The organism is Gordonia sp. KTR9 (assembly GCF_000143885.2).
GTDB lineage: Bacteria > Actinomycetota > Actinomycetes > Mycobacteriales > Mycobacteriaceae > Gordonia.
Genome location: NC_018581.1, coordinates 3,086,979 through 3,103,157 on the forward strand (window position 1 = coordinate 3,086,979; position 16,179 = coordinate 3,103,157).

The 16,179-nt window shown below is 64.2% G+C and carries 7 protein-coding genes and 3 rRNA genes; all 10 read right to left on the minus strand.

From position 1 onward, the window contains the following. Positions 1-6: 6 nt before the first annotated feature. The 10 genes from KTR9_RS14780 to KTR9_RS14825 all read right to left on the minus strand — a co-directional run bounded on the left by KTR9_RS14780 (position 7) and on the right by KTR9_RS14825 (position 16,172). Positions 7-2,274: an HAD-IIA family hydrolase gene (locus KTR9_RS14780; RefSeq protein ID WP_044506787.1), complete on the minus strand. Its 2,268-nt coding sequence runs from the start codon at positions 2,272-2,274 to the stop codon at positions 7-9. Positions 2,275-2,404: 130 nt separating this feature from the next. After that, positions 2,405-2,521 (minus strand): 5S ribosomal RNA (rrf, locus tag KTR9_RS14785). 123 nt (positions 2,522-2,644) lie between these two features. Further along, positions 2,645-5,779 (minus strand): 23S ribosomal RNA (locus KTR9_RS14790). A 433-nt stretch (positions 5,780-6,212) separates the two neighbouring features. Beyond that, positions 6,213-7,735 (minus strand): 16S ribosomal RNA (locus KTR9_RS14795). The 16S, 23S and 5S rRNA genes sit together here, the layout of an rRNA operon. Before the next feature lie 448 nt (positions 7,736-8,183). Next, complete coding sequence (tyrS, locus tag KTR9_RS14800) at positions 8,184-9,500, minus strand: tyrosine--tRNA ligase (RefSeq protein WP_014927037.1); 1,317 nt, start codon at positions 9,498-9,500, stop codon at positions 8,184-8,186. Positions 9,501-9,541: 41 nt separating this feature from the next. Next, on the minus strand, positions 9,542-9,757 hold the full coding sequence (locus tag KTR9_RS14805) for a Trm112 family protein (RefSeq protein WP_035718125.1): 216 nt from the start codon (positions 9,755-9,757) through the stop codon (positions 9,542-9,544). Between the two features lie 5 nt (positions 9,758-9,762). Beyond that, a complete protein-coding gene (locus KTR9_RS14810; RefSeq protein WP_010844371.1) occupies positions 9,763-12,759 on the minus strand; it encodes an AMP-binding protein in 2,997 nt (998 codons plus the stop codon). Positions 12,760-12,840: 81 nt separating this feature from the next. Further along, the gene (gene argH, locus KTR9_RS14815; RefSeq protein ID WP_014927038.1) at positions 12,841-14,313 is read right to left on the minus strand and encodes an argininosuccinate lyase; all 1,473 of its coding nucleotides are present in this window, start codon (positions 14,311-14,313) and stop codon (positions 12,841-12,843) included. After that, positions 14,310-15,509, minus strand: coding sequence for an argininosuccinate synthase (locus KTR9_RS14820; protein WP_010844369.1), 1,200 nt, complete (start codon positions 15,507-15,509; stop codon positions 14,310-14,312). The genes argH and KTR9_RS14820 overlap by 4 nt, the downstream gene beginning before the upstream one ends. Before the next feature lie 156 nt (positions 15,510-15,665). Then, a complete protein-coding gene (locus KTR9_RS14825; RefSeq protein WP_010844368.1) occupies positions 15,666-16,172 on the minus strand; it encodes an arginine repressor in 507 nt (168 codons plus the stop codon). Between the last annotated feature and the right edge of the window lie 7 nt (positions 16,173-16,179).

Consider the following 16,179-nt stretch of genomic DNA (forward strand, 5'->3'; position numbering starts at 1 on the left):
ACCACGCTAGCCGACGAGTGTGACACCGAGGGATTCGAGCTTGGCCCGTGCGGTTCCCTCCGCGACAACCCGCAACTCGTCCGGATCCGCCGACCCGGCATCGACCGCTTCCCAGACGGCCGCCGCGAGCGCGGGCACCAGACCCGCCTCCGCACCCGAACCGGCGACCCGCACCGTCGAACCGTCCACCTCGACGTCCCACCCGGGTTGGTCGGACACGCGCACGGCGTCGATGTCGACGAACAGGCCCGCGAGATCGTCCAGAACGTAGGTGGGCCGCTGCTCCGGCGGAGCCGCCAGCAGATCGTCGACGGTGCTCACGCCGGTCAGCACCAGAGCACTCTCGATACCGACGGCGTGTCCGCCCTCGATGTCGGTGTCGAGCCGATCCCCGACGACGAGCGGTGCACTCGCACGTGCGCGCGCGATCGCGTCGGCCATCAACGGCGCGGCCGGCTTGCCCGCCACCAGGGGCTCCTTACCCGTCGCGTTACGCAGCGCGGCGACCATGGAGCCGTTCCCCACCAGCAGTCCCCGCTCAGAGGGCAGGGTGGCGTCGACGTTCGTCGCGATCCACAGCGCACCGGCCCGGATCGCGAGCGCGGCCTCGGACAGCTGCGCCCACCCGGTGTCCGGTGAGTGCCCCTGGATCACCGCGGCGGGCCGGTCATCGGCACTTCGTGTCACCCCGACGCCGACCTCGCGCACCTCTTGCGCGAGGCCGTCGGTACCGATCACCAGGGCACGCGATCCCGGTTCCAGATGCTCGGACAGCAGCCGGGCACCCGACTGCGCACTCGTCACGACGAGGTCGTCGGTCGCCTCGAATCCGAGTTCGCGGAGATGGGCGGCCACCTCGGACGGACGACGACTCGCGTTGTTGGTCACGAAGAACCGCGGTATGGCCAGCCGAGCCAGCGCGGCGAGAGCGTTGGGCAGAGCGTGGTGCCCGGCGAACACGGTGCCGTCCAGATCAAGGAGCAGTGCGTCGTGACGATCGACGAGGGTGACGGAATCGGCCGGACCGTCGGCGGTGGGCGCGGCCGGAGCCCGCGACTCCGACGAGTCCGCCAAAGCAGTCAGAGGGTTCGGCACGCCTTCGACGATCGTCGACTCGGAGACGACCACGTCGGTGGTCTCGCGGTCCACTTCCGGTTCGACAACGGGGCCGGCCTCGTCCGCGTGCACGGCTGTGTCGACCGGAGTCGAGGTCTGCGACAGGTCTGCGGTACCCGGAACGGTCTCGATGTTCTCGGCCTCGTCGTTCTGGGTCTCGACATGCTCGATCGCGACGGCAGGTGCAACCGACTCGGCGGACGAATCGCTCGCGGCGGCGTCGCCAGACGAGTCCTCGGCCGGCGCCGGCGACTCCGACAGCGGTTGTTGCTCGACGTCGTGTTCGACGCCCGGCACCGGCGCCGCCTGCGCGTCGCCACCCGCTGACGCTCCGTTCACCGACACGCCCTGAGCGGGCTGATCGTCGTTGGCCAGTTCGGTGAGGCGGTCCTCGGCGTCGGTGACATCGTCGACGTCGGCTGCCGCGGCGTTCATGAACCAGGTGATCGCATCGTCCCGGCGACCGGCCGACTCGAGCGCGGAGGCATACGCGTAGAAGAGGCGAGCCGGACCCGTGCCGAGCTGCCCTGGCTTGAGATTCTCCGCCTGCAGGGTGACGACGGCCTTCTCGGGCTCGCCGAGGTCCATCCGGGCGCCCGCTTCGACGATCCGCATCTCCGTGGCGTCTTCACCCGTCAGTGACCGGCCCTCGTCACCTCGGGCGATCTCGACGGCACGTTCGGGGCGCCCGAGACCACGTTCGCTGTCCGCGATGAGCGGCAGCAGGGCGGAATTGCCGGTGATGCGTTTGGCGGCCCGGAGTTCCGTCGCGGCTTCCTGCCATTCGCCGGCGTTGTAGGCGGCGATGCCGACGGTCTCCCGGACCACGCCGACCCGGGAGGCGCGGGCGCGGGCTGCGCGTGCGTGCTCCAGCGCCTGAGCGGGATCCTCGAGCAGGATCCGCGACACCATCACCAGGTGCCGCGCGACGATCTCGGCGTTGGCCTTGTCGAGTGTCAGCAGGTCACGACGCACCTCGGGATCGAGATCCGAGGCTGCCACGTCGTCGGGTAGCGGCGGCCCGGGCTGACGGCTGCCACGGTCAGACGCCCGGTCACGCCCCGGACGATCAGGACGGCCGCCTCGGCCACCGTCTCGCTGTCCACGCGTGTCCCGCTGTCCGCGGCCCTCGCGGCGCGGACGATCACGATCACTCATAGCTGCCAATCTATGCTCTCGAACCTTGCTGGATGCCACTCGGCGACGACGCCGGCATGGGCGGACGCATGAGAAAGGCCCCGTATCCGACGAAAGAAATTCATCGAATACGGGGCCTTTCTGAAGTTGTGTTCGGCGGTGTCCTACTCTCCCACACTGATTAAGGTGCAGTACCATCGGCGCTGGAGGGCTTAGCTTCCGGGTTCGGAATGGGGCCGGGCGTTTCCCCTCCGCTATAGCCGCCGTAACTTTGTGAAACAACCACACACGATTGCTTATTTATAGCCTCATGTGTTGTTTCAGAAGTACATAGTGGATGCGAACACAACCAGAAACCAAAGAATAGGTTTGTGGTGATGTTGTGGGTGTTGTTGGTAAGTCCTCGGCCGATTAGTACCAGTCACCTGAACACATTGCTGTGCGTACAGTTCTGGCCTATCAACCCCATGGTCTGTAGGGGGCCTTAACCCCGCAAAGGGGGTGAGAAACCTCATCTTGGAACAGGCTTCCCGCTTAGATGCTTTCAGCGGTTATCCCTTCCGAACGTAGCTAACCAGCAGTGCCCCTGGCGGGACAACTGGCACACCAGAGGTTCGTCCGTCCCGGTCCTCTCGTACTAGGGACAGGTTTCCTCAAGTTTCTTACGCGCGCGGCGGATAGAGACCGAACTGTCTCACGACGTTCTAAACCCAGCTCGCGTGCCGCTTTAATGGGCGAACAGCCCAACCCTTGGGACCTACTCCAGCCCCAGGATGCGACGAGCCGACATCGAGGTGCCAAACCATCCCGTCGATATGGACTCTTGGGGAAGATCAGCCTGTTATCCCCGGGGTACCTTTTATCCGTTGAGCGACACCGCTTCCACTTGCCGGTGCCGGATCACTAGTCCCGACTTTCGTCCCTGCTCGACATGTACGTCTCACAGTCAAGCTCCCTTGTGCACTTACACTCAACACCTGATTGCCAACCAGGCTGAGGGAACCTTTGGGCGCCTCCGTTACCTTTTAGGAGGCAACCGCCCCAGTTAAACTACCCACCAGGCACTGTCCCTGAACCCGATCAGGGTCCGAGGTTAGAAGTCCAATACGATCAGAGTGGTATTTCAACAACGACTCCATGAACACTGGCGTGCCCACTTCACAGTCTCCCACCTATCCTACACAAACCGAACCGAACACCAATACCAAGCTATAGTGAAGGTCCCGGGGTCTTTTCGTCCTGCCGCGCGTAACGAGCATCTTTACTCGTACTGCAATTTCGCCGAGTCTGTGGTTGAGACAGCAGAGAAGTCGTTACGCCATTCGTGCAGGTCGGAACTTACCCGACAAGGAATTTCGCTACCTTAGGATGGTTATAGTTACCACCGCCGTTTACTGGGGCTTAAATTCTCAGCTTCGCCACCAAAGTGACTAACCGGTCCTCTTAACCTTCCAGCACCGGGCAGGCGTCAGTCCGTATACATCGTCTTACGACTTCGCACGGACCTGTGTTTTTAGTAAACAGTCGCTTCTCTCTGGTCTCTGCGACCCACACCAGCTCAGACAGTAAATGCCGTCACCAGGATGGGTCCCCCTTCTCCCGAAGTTACGGGGGCATTTTGCCGAGTTCCTTAACCACAGTTCTCTCGATCGCCTTAGTATTCTCTACCTGACCACCTGTGTTGGTTTGGGGTACGGGCCGTGTACCAACTCACTAGAGGCTTTTCTCGGCAGCATAGGATCATGGAATTCACCGCAACGGCTACGCATCACCTCTCAGGCTTCATGAACGACGGATTTGCCTATCGCTCGCCCTACAGGCTTACACCAGTACAACCACTGACTGGCCCCACTACCTTCCTGCGTCACCCCATCGCTTGCCTACTACCAGCCAAGGTCCCATGCATCACCCCAACTCGGCACCCGAAGGCACTCTCGTGAGGATCAGGATGGTTAGTACAACTGATTCAGCATGGGCGCGGATACACGGGTACGGGAATATCAACCCGTTGTCCATCGACTACGCCTGTCGGCCTCGCCTTAGGTCCCGACTCACCCTGGGCGGATTAGCCTGGCCCAGGAACCCTTGGTCATTCGGCGGCAGAGTTTCTCACTCTGCTTTCGCTACTCATGCCTGCATTCTCACTCCCACACCCTCCACCACTAGATCACTCTGTAGCTTCCACGGATGCAGGACGCTCCCCTACCCACCCACACACCTGGCCGGAACCCCGTAAGGCTCCGACGGGCTAAATGTGAGTGCCGCGGCTTCGGCGGTGTACTTGAGCCCCGCTACATTGTCGGCGCAGGATCACTTGACCAGTGAGCTATTACGCACTCTTTCAAGGGTGGCTGCTTCTAAGCCAACCTCCTGGTTGTCTTCGCGACCCCACATCCTTTTCCACTTAGTACACGCTTAGGGGCCTTAGCCGGCGATCTGGGCTGTTTCCCTCTCGACTACGAACCTTATCGCCCGCAGTCTCACTGCCACACTCTCACTTACCGGCATTCGGAGTTTGGCTGACGTCAGTAACCCTGTGGGGCCCATCGGCCATCCAGTAGCTCTACCTCCAGTAAGAAACATGTGACGCTGCACCTAAATGCATTTCGGGGAGAACCAGCTATCACGGAGTTTGATTGGCCTTTCACCCCTACCCACAACTCATCCCCTCCATTTTCAACTGAAGTGGGTTCGGGCCTCCACGACGTCTTACCGACGCTTCACCCTGGCCATGGGTAGATCACTCCGCTTCGGGTCTAGACCCGGCGACTCAAACGCCCTATTCAGACTCGCTTTCGCTACGGCTACCCCACACGGGTTAACCTCGCCACCGAGCACTAACTCGCAGGCTCATTCTTCAAAAGGCACGCCATCACCCACCACCACAAGGGTGCGCAGGCTTTGACGGATTGTAAGCGTCCGGTTTCAGGTACTATTTCACTCCCCTCCCGGGGTACTTTTCACCTTTCCCTCACGGTACTAGTCCGCTATCGGTCACCAGGAAGTATTCAGGCTTACCGGGTGGTCCCGGCAGATTCACAGCAGATTCCACGAGCCCGCTGCTACTTGGGGACACCGTCACGCAAGACCATGTGTTTTCAGCTACCGGACTCTCACCGACTACGGCAGACCATTCCAGGCCACTTCACCTAACACACGATTTTCTGACTCACGCTTCCACAGGCAGATGGAAGAAGACGAACCCCACAACCCCACACACACAACCCCTACCCGGTATCACATGCGCATGGTTTAGCCTCATCCGCTTTCGCTCGCCACTACTCACGGAATCACAATTGTTTTCTCTTCCTATGGGTACTGAGATGTTTCACTTCCCCACGTTCCCCCCACACAGCCTATACATTCAGCTGGTGGTAACACGACATCACTCGTGCTGGGTTTCCCCATTCGGACACCCTCGGATCACAGCTCGTTTGACAACTCCCCGAGGACTATCGCGGCCTACCACGTCCTTCATCGGCTCCTGGTACCAAGGCATCCACCGAACGCCCTTACACACTTACAACAACACCTACAAACAACCCCCACCACACAACCCCTAAGAGTCACGCCGCGAGGACCGAATGTAGACATCACCACAACAAACAAATCATTTTCTGCTAAATCACAGACCAACAAAAGTTGGTTTGAAATAAAGATGCTCGCATCCACTATGCACTTCTCAAACAACACACACCGACCACCGGTCCGCCGCTCCACACCCCATCACAGGATGCCTCAGCACGGCGTCTCAACGATCAGCCCAGAGAAAACGTGTGTTCTCTCAGAACCCCGATAGCGTGTTGGCAGCAACATACCGGTCACCCGGAAAGCTCACCACTGGCACCCGCCCATTGAAGGCCGGCACCGTTGCGTGGCGTGTTTGATGTTTCACCCTCGAACACACACTCACCGCGACACAATCGGCCACGTAATGAGTGTTGTTGTGTGCTCCTTAGAAAGGAGGTGATCCAGCCGCACCTTCCGGTACGGCTACCTTGTTACGACTTCGTCCCAATCGCCGATCCCACCTTCGACAGCTCCCTCCCACAAGGGGTTAGGCCACCGGCTTCGGGTGTTACCGACTTTCATGACGTGACGGGCGGTGTGTACAAGGCCCGGGAACGTATTCACCGCAGCGTTGCTGATCTGCGATTACTAGCGACTCCGACTTCATGGGGTCGAGTTGCAGACCCCAATCCGAACTGAGACTGGCTTTAAGGGATTCGCTCCACCTCACGGTATCGCAGCCCTCTGTACCAGCCATTGTAGCATGTGTGAAGCCCTGGACATAAGGGGCATGATGACTTGACGTCATCCCCACCTTCCTCCGAGTTGACCCCGGCAGTCTCCTGCAAGTCCCCGGCTTAACCCGCTGGCAATACAGGACAAGGGTTGCGCTCGTTGCGGGACTTAACCCAACATCTCACGACACGAGCTGACGACAGCCATGCACCACCTGTACACCAACCACAAGGGAACGACTATCTCTAGCCGCGTCTGGTGTATGTCAAACCCAGGTAAGGTTCTTCGCGTTGCATCGAATTAATCCACATGCTCCGCCGCTTGTGCGGGCCCCCGTCAATTCCTTTGAGTTTTAGCCTTGCGGCCGTACTCCCCAGGCGGGGTACTTAATGCGTTAGCTACGGCACGGATCCCGTGAAAAGGAACCCACACCTAGTACCCACCGTTTACGGCGTGGACTACCAGGGTATCTAATCCTGTTCGCTACCCACGCTTTCGCTCCTCAGCGTCAGTTACTACCCAGAGACCCGCCTTCGCCACCGGTGTTCCTCCTGATATCTGCGCATTTCACCGCTACACCAGGAATTCCAGTCTCCCCTGTAGTACTCAAGTCTGCCCGTATCGCCTGCACGCCTACAATTGAGTTGCAGAATTTCACAGACGACGCGACAAACCGCCTACGAGCTCTTTACGCCCAGTAATTCCGGACAACGCTCGCACCCTACGTATTACCGCGGCTGCTGGCACGTAGTTGGCCGGTGCTTCTTCTCCAGGTACCGTCACTCACGCTTCGTCCCTGGTGAAAGAGGTTTACAACCCGAAGGCCGTCATCCCTCACGCGGCGTCGCTGCATCAGGCTTGCGCCCATTGTGCAATATTCCCCACTGCTGCCTCCCGTAGGAGTCTGGGCCGTGTCTCAGTCCCAGTGTGGCCGATCACCCTCTCAGGTCGGCTACCCGTCGTCGCCTTGGTAGGCCATTACCCCACCAACAAGCTGATAGGCCGCGGGCCCATCCCACACCGCAAAAGCTTTCCACCAACCACCATGCGACAGTTGGTCATATCCGGTATTAGACCCAGTTTCCCAGGCTTATCCCAGAGTGCAGGGCAGATCACCCACGTGTTACTCACCCGTTCGCCACTCGAGTACCCAGCAAGCTGGGCCTTTCCGTTCGACTTGCATGTGTTAAGCACGCCGCCAGCGTTCGTCCTGAGCCAGGATCAAACTCTCCATGAAAAAACAGCGAAACAAAACCAACCCCCACAAGAGGGCCAGCGTTTCAACAAAAATCAGGAAAGCAAAACCTGACCAATATAATCCTCAAAAAAACTGGCATCAAAAAATAAACTCATCAGCGTCACACGACTTGAAGCCGCGTGACACACATCTAAGCAAACCATTCGACGCCACAATAAATGGCATCAAACAATCCACCAACACACTATCGAGTTCTCAAAGAACACACACCCACCAGACGTCTTCGGTATGAAGCCGGCTCCGATGAGCTCTCCCCAGAGCGCGCTGAACGCTCGCGATCTCGTTCTCGGGAGTGGCCCCGCACAGGCGGCCCGAGCGAGTGGCTCGGGCACTTCGGCTTCCCCGGGGCTTGCGGCTCCGGGGGAGTTGCTCTCTGCGGTGCGTCGATTAAGTTACACAGGCGCGAACAACGCGTCAAATCGCCTGGTCAGCGGCCTAGTCTGGCGCCGGCGAAACTCTTCTTGCCGCGACGGACCACCAACCACCGTCCGTGGAGCAGGTCGGCGTCCGCCGGCTGCCACTCCGGGTCCGTGATCTTGGTGTTGTTCACGTACGCGCCGCCCTCCGAGACCGCGCGACGGGCAGCCTTGTTGCTCTCCGAGAGCTTCGTGTCGACGAGCAACTCGATGATGGTCGGACGTGTCTCGGGGTATTCGGCGATCGAGGTCTCCCGGACTGCCGCGGCAAGCGTGCCCTCGTCGAGTTCGTCGAGCTCGGCCCTTCCGAAGAGCGCCTGGCTGGCCAGCTCCACCGCATCCGTGTTGGCCTTGCCGTGGATCAGGGTCGTCATCTCGGCAGCGAGTGCTCGTTGCGCGCGCCGAAGATGCGGGGTCTCGACGGTCGCGCGCTCGAGTTCGTCGATCTCCTCCCGCCCGAGGAAGGTGAACCACCGCAGGTAGCGGACGACATCGGCGTCGGCGGTGTTCACGAAGTACTGGTACCAGGAGTAGGGGCTCGTCAGCTCGGGGTCGAGCCACAGGCTGCCACCGCCGGTCGATTTGCCGAACTTCTTCCCGTCCGACGACGTCACGAGGGGAACCGTCAGGGCGTGCAGCGCCGAGCCGTCGAGACGTCGGGCCAGGTCCACACCGCCGACGATGTTCCCCCACTGGTCGGAGCCACCGATCTGCAGGACACAGCCGTACCGGCGGTGGAGCTCGACGAAGTCGTTCGATTGCAGGAGGAGGTAGCTGAACTCGGCATAGCTCATGCCGTCGGCCTCGAGGCGTCGCTTGACCGTGTCGCGGGCGAGCATCACGTTCACCGAGAAGTGCTTACCGAGGTCGCGCAGGAACTCGATCGCCGACAGCTCACCGGTCCAGTCCAGGTTGTTGACCACCACGGCACCCGTGGGCGTGTCCTCGATGTCGACGAATCGTCGGAGCTGGGCATCGATGCGTCCGGCCCACTCGGCGACGACGTCGGGCGAGTTCATGGTCCGCTCCCCCACGTCACGGGGGTCACCGATCAGGCCGGTGGCACCTCCGGCGAGGACGATCGGCCGATGGCCCGCGAGCTGGAACCGCTTGAGGGTCAGCAAGGGGACCAGGTGACCGGCGTGGAGACTTGCCGCCGTCGGATCGAACCCCGCGTACAAGGTGACCGGCCCGTTCGCCAGCGCATCACCCAGGGCGCCTAGATCGGTGGACTGAGCGATCAGCCCACGCCACCGGAGCTCGTCGAGGATGTCGACGGTTGCGGGGACGTCAGTCGACTCGGGGGGTTCGGCGTTGTCAGCACTCACCCCTCGATCTTGTCATCCGACGAGAGACCCCCGATCGGCGACTACTGCGAGGCGACGATGCGTTCGTGCTCGGCGTCGTCGACCGCGCGCGCCTCGTCGATCAGCATCACCGGGATTCCGTCGGAGTCGATGCGGTACGCGACGTGCAACCGCGGGTTGTAGAGCTCGTCGCCGGCGTTGATCAGCGGACCGTGGTCCTGCGGGCAGGCCAGTCGTTCGCGCACGATCGGGTCGATGGCCTCAGCGCGTGTCGTCACCCCGATCACCCTAGGGCATCGCTCGTCCGCGACCCGGCCCAGTCCAGTTTGCCGGCCACGGTGCGGGTGTACCTGCGGTAACGCCCCTCCTCGTCGCGATACCAGACGCGCGCACCCGGTTTCGGCAGTCCGTCCTCGACCAGGCCGGTGCTCAGCGGACGGAAGGACGCCGACTGCGGGATGTCGTCGACGACGTGGATGAGGTGCGGCCGGGCGTCGGCGCGGTACTCCCCCAGCGCGATCCGCAGCTGCGTGACCGTGAGCGAGTCCGGTTTCGCGTCGGGACGCAGGGTCATCGCTGCGACCACGACCTGGTGTCCGGGTTCGCCGACGCCGTACACGACGACCTGGTCGACACTCTTGAGCCGCGACAGTGCGTGGGTGAGCGGGGGGATGAACACCGGCCCGTCAGCGGTCCGGATCACCCGGTCTGTCGCACCGAGGAAGTACAGGTCTCCGTCGGCGTCGCGCACGAACAGATGTCCCGACACCTCCCACCGGTCACGAGTCGTGAAGACGTCGCGCAACACCGTCCCGTTGGTGTCGAACTTGTGCTTCGCCTTGGCCAGGAGCAGACCCGGCTCCCCCGTCTCCGCCCGGCGGACGAAGCCCGAGTCGTCGATGAGCAACCGGTCGCCGACGATGTCGTAGGCCGCGACCTCGACCGGATTGGTCTCCGGCAACGGCCGGCCGACGGAGGACAGTTTGTCCCCGGACACGTTCGCGAGGATCGCCGAACCGTCGGCGGTCGCGAAGAACTCGAGGATCCGCGCCCGAGGGAAGCTCGAGCACACGTCCTCCCACAGTCCCGCCGACATGCCCGAGCCCATGAACAACCGGATCGGGTTGTGCTGGTTGATGTGGAAATCGGGATCGCGCACGATGCCGCTGAGCATCGACCACGTGTACGACACGACCGTGATGCCGTAGCGCTGTACCTCCACCGAGAAGTTCGCTGGATCGATGCCGTTCGACAGCGCGATCCGCGACCGTCCGACCACGGTCGCGCCCAGCGTGGTGAGCAGTCCCGACGCGTGGTGCAGCGGTGGCAGGCAGTACACGGTGTCGCGGTCGGTGAGCGCCGCCGCCGACGCCGCACCGAAGGCCGACATCGCGAACCGGTGGTTGGTCACCGGCCACGGGACGAGTTTGCCGTACGCCCGGCTGAACAGGATGAATGCGAGATCGCCCGCGAGCCCGGGATCGGGCCGGTACCAGGTCGGCATCACGACCTCGTCGGGGTCGATGCGCTCCATGTCGACGATCGACGTCCCATCGGCACCCTCGATGGCGCGGGAATCGCCACTTCCACCGCCGAGCACCAGAACCCGATCCGAGGCAGCGGTCGCGAGGTCGAGATTCGTGGGATCGGTGACGATCACCGAACTGTCGGCGAGCCGCATCATCTCGCGGACGTCGGCGTCCGCGGCGAGCAGCACCGCCACCGCACCCAGGCGGGACAACGCGGCGATCACGACCAGCGCGCTGGGCCGGGTGTCCATCAGGACGCCGATGTGCTGGCCCGGACGGATGCAGCAGTCGACCAGACCCGCGACCACGTTGTCGATGCGCGCATTGACCTGTGCGTGGGTGAGCACGCGGTTCTCGAACAGGAACAGCTCGCTGTCGCCGCCGCGTTTGGTGTTCTCGGCCATGAGCTTCGAGAGCGAGATGCGCGTCCCGCTCTGGATCTGTCCCAGCCGGAACAGCCGGGGCACGGTCCGCACCGACTCCGAGGCCACCGCCCGCGAGGTCCGTTGCAGGGAGTTGGCCAGACCGAGCAGCTCGCGCGAGGCGGCGGTCCCGGCGTCGGCCACCGAGCCCATTCCGTGCGTGATGCGCGAGGACAGGCTGACCCCGCCGCCGTGCCCCGGCTCCACGAGCGACATCTCGGAGACGAGTTCGGGGCGCGGACCGTTGTCGGAGATCCAGTTCACCCAGTCGGAGGTCGTCGGCCAGGTGTGCTCACCGGCCGCGCTGCCGACCACGAGTCCGAAATGTCCGACCGGCAGGGTCGATTCGTAGACCTCCGCGTCGGGCGCGGCCCGGACGATGCCCCGCACCGCCGCGGGCTGCCCGATGTCGTCGGCATCGCCGACGAACGCGAGGACCGGGCAGGTGATCTCGGCGAGAGAGACCAGATCACCGTTGATCACGAAGCCCCCGGACACCATCCGGTTGTGCGCGACGAACTGCCGCAGCAGTTCGGCGATCGCCGGCCCCGACCACGCGACCCAGCCGTCGGCTTCGAGGAACCGGCGCTGGTCCTCGCGGGGCAGCAGCGCCTCGCGGTCGTGCAGGCGACGCAGGAAATCGATGCGGCTGCGGACCGTCTTCACCGGGTCCAACAGCTGGAATCCGGTGCGTGCCATCCAATCCCGCACCCAGAGATTGCGCGAGAACGCCTTGTCCGCCAGGAATTCGGCGGCCGGTGCCACCAGTCCCGCGGGCAGCCCCAGGGGCAGTGCGGCGAGCACGTCGACCGGGCTACCGAAAGTGATCAGGCTCGCGATCCCCTTGGATCTGCGATACGCCGCGGTCTGGTACGCGAACATCCCGCCCTGGGAGTACCCGGCCAGATGGATGTCGCGCCCGGTCGCCTCGACGATCAGGTCGATCGCCCGACTGATGGCGACCACGTGGTCGGCGAGATTGCGCTCCATCCCGCCCTCTTCGGAGTCCGGCGAGCCGAAGTCGACGACCCACGGTGTGATGCCGTTGCGGTGCAGGATCGACACGGCACCGTTGTGCTCGGTCACGTCATAGACGTTGGCGGACACCATCATCGGCGGCACCAGAACGATGTTCGGGCCGGTCGACGGATCGTTCGGGAAGTACCGCCGAAGCTTGAACATCTTGTGCGTCTCGACCACCGCGAAGGGCGCCGGCTCGGTACCGGTCTCCAGCCCGCCGAAGCGCAACACCTCCAGACCGTTCTGCGCGGTGGCCAGCACCCTGCCGACCATCCCCGCGAGATCGGGGCCCCCGTCCCACACCGCCATCGTGTCGATCCTCCAGTCGTCGGTGTTCCCGGACTCACCGACGAGTCGGTGACTCAGGTCACTGTACCCAGTCGGGCGGGATCAGCGACGCCCGCCGGGCCCAGCGGTCCAGCGTGTTCGAAGATCGGTGGTCGCGGCCGTCACGACCTCGATCTGTCGCCGCACCTGTCCGGGCGCGGTACCGCCGTGTGCGTTGCGCGATTCCACCGAACCGCGCACCGTCAGGACCTCCCGCACCGCCGGCGTCAGCGCCGGATGGACACCCGCCAGCGTCGCGTCGTCGAGCTCGTCCAGGCCGACACCGCGTGATTCCGCTTCGCGGACGCAGGCGCCCGCGGCCTCGTGGGCCACGCGGAACGGCACGCCCTCTCGGACCATCCATTCGGCGATGTCGGTGGCGAGGGTGAAGCCCGCGGGGGCGAGTTCCGCCATGCGGTCGGTGTGGAACTCCAGTGTCGCGACCAGTCCGGTCACCGCCGGCAGCAACAGTTCCAGCTGCGCCACCGCGTCGAAGACCGGTTCCTTGTCCTCCTGGAGGTCCCGGTTGTACGCCAGCGGCTGCGCCTTCAGCGTGGCCAGCAGTCCGGTCAGGTCACCGATGAGTCGACCGGCCTTGCCGCGCATGAGCTCGGCGACGTCCGGGTTCTTCTTCTGCGGCATGATCGAGCTGCCGGTGGACCATGCGTCGGCCAGCGTGACGTAGCCGAATTCCGGTGTGCTCCAGATGATCACCTCTTCGGACAACCGGGAGAGATCGACCGCGATCATCGCGAAGACGAAGGCGGCCTCCGCGGCGAAGTCGCGCGCGGAGGTGGCGTCGATCGAGTTCTCGGCAGGCCCGTCGAAGCCGAGGTCGGCCGCGATCGCCGCCGGGTCGAGGCCCAGCGAGGAGCCGGCGAGTGCGCCGGAACCGTACGGCGACACCGCGGTTCGACGATCCGCATCGGCGAGCCGGTCGATGTCGCGCAACAGGGGTTGCGCGTGCGCGAGCAGATGGTGACCGAGCAACACCGGCTGCGCGGCCTGCAGGTGCGTCTTGCCCGGCATGATCGCATCGGGATGCGCCGCCGCCTGGGCGGTCAGCGCGTCGACGACGTCGAGCAGGCCGAGCGCGACCCGACGCATGGCGGCACGCAGCCACATCCGGAACAGGGTGGCGACCTGGTCGTTGCGGGACCGCCCCGCCCGCAGCCGGCCGCCGAGTTCGGGACCGACCCGCTCGATCAGGCCGCGCTCGAGGGCGCCGTGGACGTCCTCGTCGGACTCCGCGGGCCCGAAACTGCCGTCGGCGACATCGGCGGCAAGGCGATCGAGCCCGTCGAGCATGCCGACGAGGTCGTCATCGGTGAGCAACCCGGCGCTGTTCAGCACCCGGGCATGCGCCTTGGAGGCCTCGATGTCGAAAGGGGCCAGCGCCCAATCGAAATGAGTCGACTTGCTCAGCGCGGCCATCGCCTCGGCCGGTCCACCGGCGAAACGACCGCCCCAGAGCGAACCCTGGTTGGTCGTCCCACCGGTCTCCGGGCCGGTACCGCCGCCGGTGCCCGCACTCACAGATTCAGGTCCCGCTTCGCGGCGATCTTCGACGACAGGCCGTGCAGTTCGACGAAGCCGCGCGCCGCGGACTGGTCGAAGGTGTCGCCCTCGTCGTAGGTGGCGAGGTTGAAGTCGTAGAGCGACTCCGAGCTGCGACGACCCGTGGCCGCGATCGTGCCGCCGTGCAGGGTCAGTCGGATCTCGCCGGTGACGTGCTCCTGCGTCGAGGCGACGAAGGCGTCCAGCGACCGCTTCAGCGGCGAGAACCACAGACCGTCGTAGACCAGCTCGGCCCACTTCTGATCGGTGCCGCGCTTGTAGCGGCCGAGCTCGCGCTCCACGGTGACGTGCTCCAGCTCCTCGTGCGCGCGGATGAGGACCATCGCGCCGGGAGCCTCGTACACCTCACGGCTCTTGATGCCCACCAGTCGGTCCTCGACGACATCGAGGCGTCCGACGCCCTGGGCTCCGGCACGGCGGTTGAGTTCCTGGATCGCCTCGAGCACACTCACCGGCCGGCCGTCGATGCTGACCGGGCGGCCCTTGTCGAAGCCGATGATGACCTCGTCGGGCGAGTTCCAGTTGACCGTGGGGTCTTCGGTGTAGTCGTAGACATCCTTGGTCGGCGCGTTCCACAGGTCCTCGAGGAAACCGGTCTCCACGGCGCGACCCCACACGTTCTGGTCGATCGAGAAGGGCGACTTCTTGGTCACGTTGATCGGGATGTCGTTCTCCCCGGCGAAGGCGATGGCCTTCTCGCGGGTCCACGCGTAGTCGCGGACCGGCGCGAGGACCTGCAGATCGGGCGCCAGGGTCGCGAAGCCCACCTCGAAGCGGACCTGATCGTTGCCCTTGCCGGTGCATCCGTGGGCGACGACGGTGCCGCCGTGATCACGGGCCGCGGTGACCAGGTGCTTGGCGATCAGCGGGCGGGACAGCGCCGAGACGAGCGGGTAACGGTCCATGTAGAGCGCGTTCGAGGTGATGGCGCCGAGGCAGTACTCGTCGGCGAACTCGTCGCGGGCGTCGACCACGACGGCCTCGACCGCGCCGCAGTCGAGTGCACGCTGACGGATGACCTCCATGTCCTCGCCACCCTGGCCGAGGTCGAGCGCCACGGCGACGACCTCCTTGCCGGTCTCCTTCTGGATCCAGCTGATCGCGACCGAGGTGTCCAGGCCGCCCGAATATGCGAGTACGACACGTTCTGCCATGAGGTGAAGCTCCTGTTCTGCGCGTTGACCGAGTCCATCATCGGCCCCGGTGTTCCGACGCCACCGTCCGGGTCTCGGTTGGCGGCGTCTCGTCTGTTGTGGTTGGTGTGGTCTGTCCGCCATGGGGGGCGGAACCGGACATGGATGAGGGGACGGCTACACGAGGCCCTCGATCCGGCGGGCGAGTTCGGCTCCGTCGAGCGGTTCGCGTGCCACCACGAAGATCGTGTCGTCCCCGGCGATCGTCCCGACGACGTCGGGCAGGCGTGCCCGGTCGAGCGCGGCCGCGAGATAGTGCGCGGCACCCGGGGGCGTTCGCAGCACCGCGAGGTTGCCGCTGCTGTCGGTCGACACCAACAGGTCAGAGACGAGCCTGCCGAGCCGGTCGGTCCCGCCGGACACCCCGCGGACGGGCGAACCGTCTTCGGGCACCACGTAGACACCGGCGCCGCCGTCCGCGGCGCGCAGCTTCACCGCGCCGAGCTCGTCGAGATCGCGCGACAGCGTCGCCTGGGTGGCGTCGACGCCCTCCTCGGCGAGCAGCCGCTGTAGTTCGGACTGGCTGCGGACCTGATGCGTGGAGAGGATCTCGATGATCCGCGCATGTCGCCCCGCGCGGGTGGCGGCGAGTCGGCTCTCCGAGGGCTCGGCTCCGGCGGTCATCGTGGAT

Coding starts and splice junctions, on each gene's coding strand:
- KTR9_RS14780 (WP_044506787.1), bottom strand. CDS start 2,274: ATGAGTGATCGTGATCGTCCGCGCCGCGAGGGCCGCGGACAGCGGGAC.
- KTR9_RS14810 (WP_010844371.1), bottom strand. CDS start 12,759: ATGGCGGTGTGGGACGGGGGCCCCGATCTCGCGGGGATGGTCGGCAGG.
- KTR9_RS14820 (WP_010844369.1), bottom strand. CDS start 15,509: ATGGCAGAACGTGTCGTACTCGCATATTCGGGCGGCCTGGACACCTCG.
- KTR9_RS14825 (WP_010844368.1), bottom strand. CDS start 16,172: ATGACCGCCGGAGCCGAGCCCTCGGAGAGCCGACTCGCCGCCACCCGC.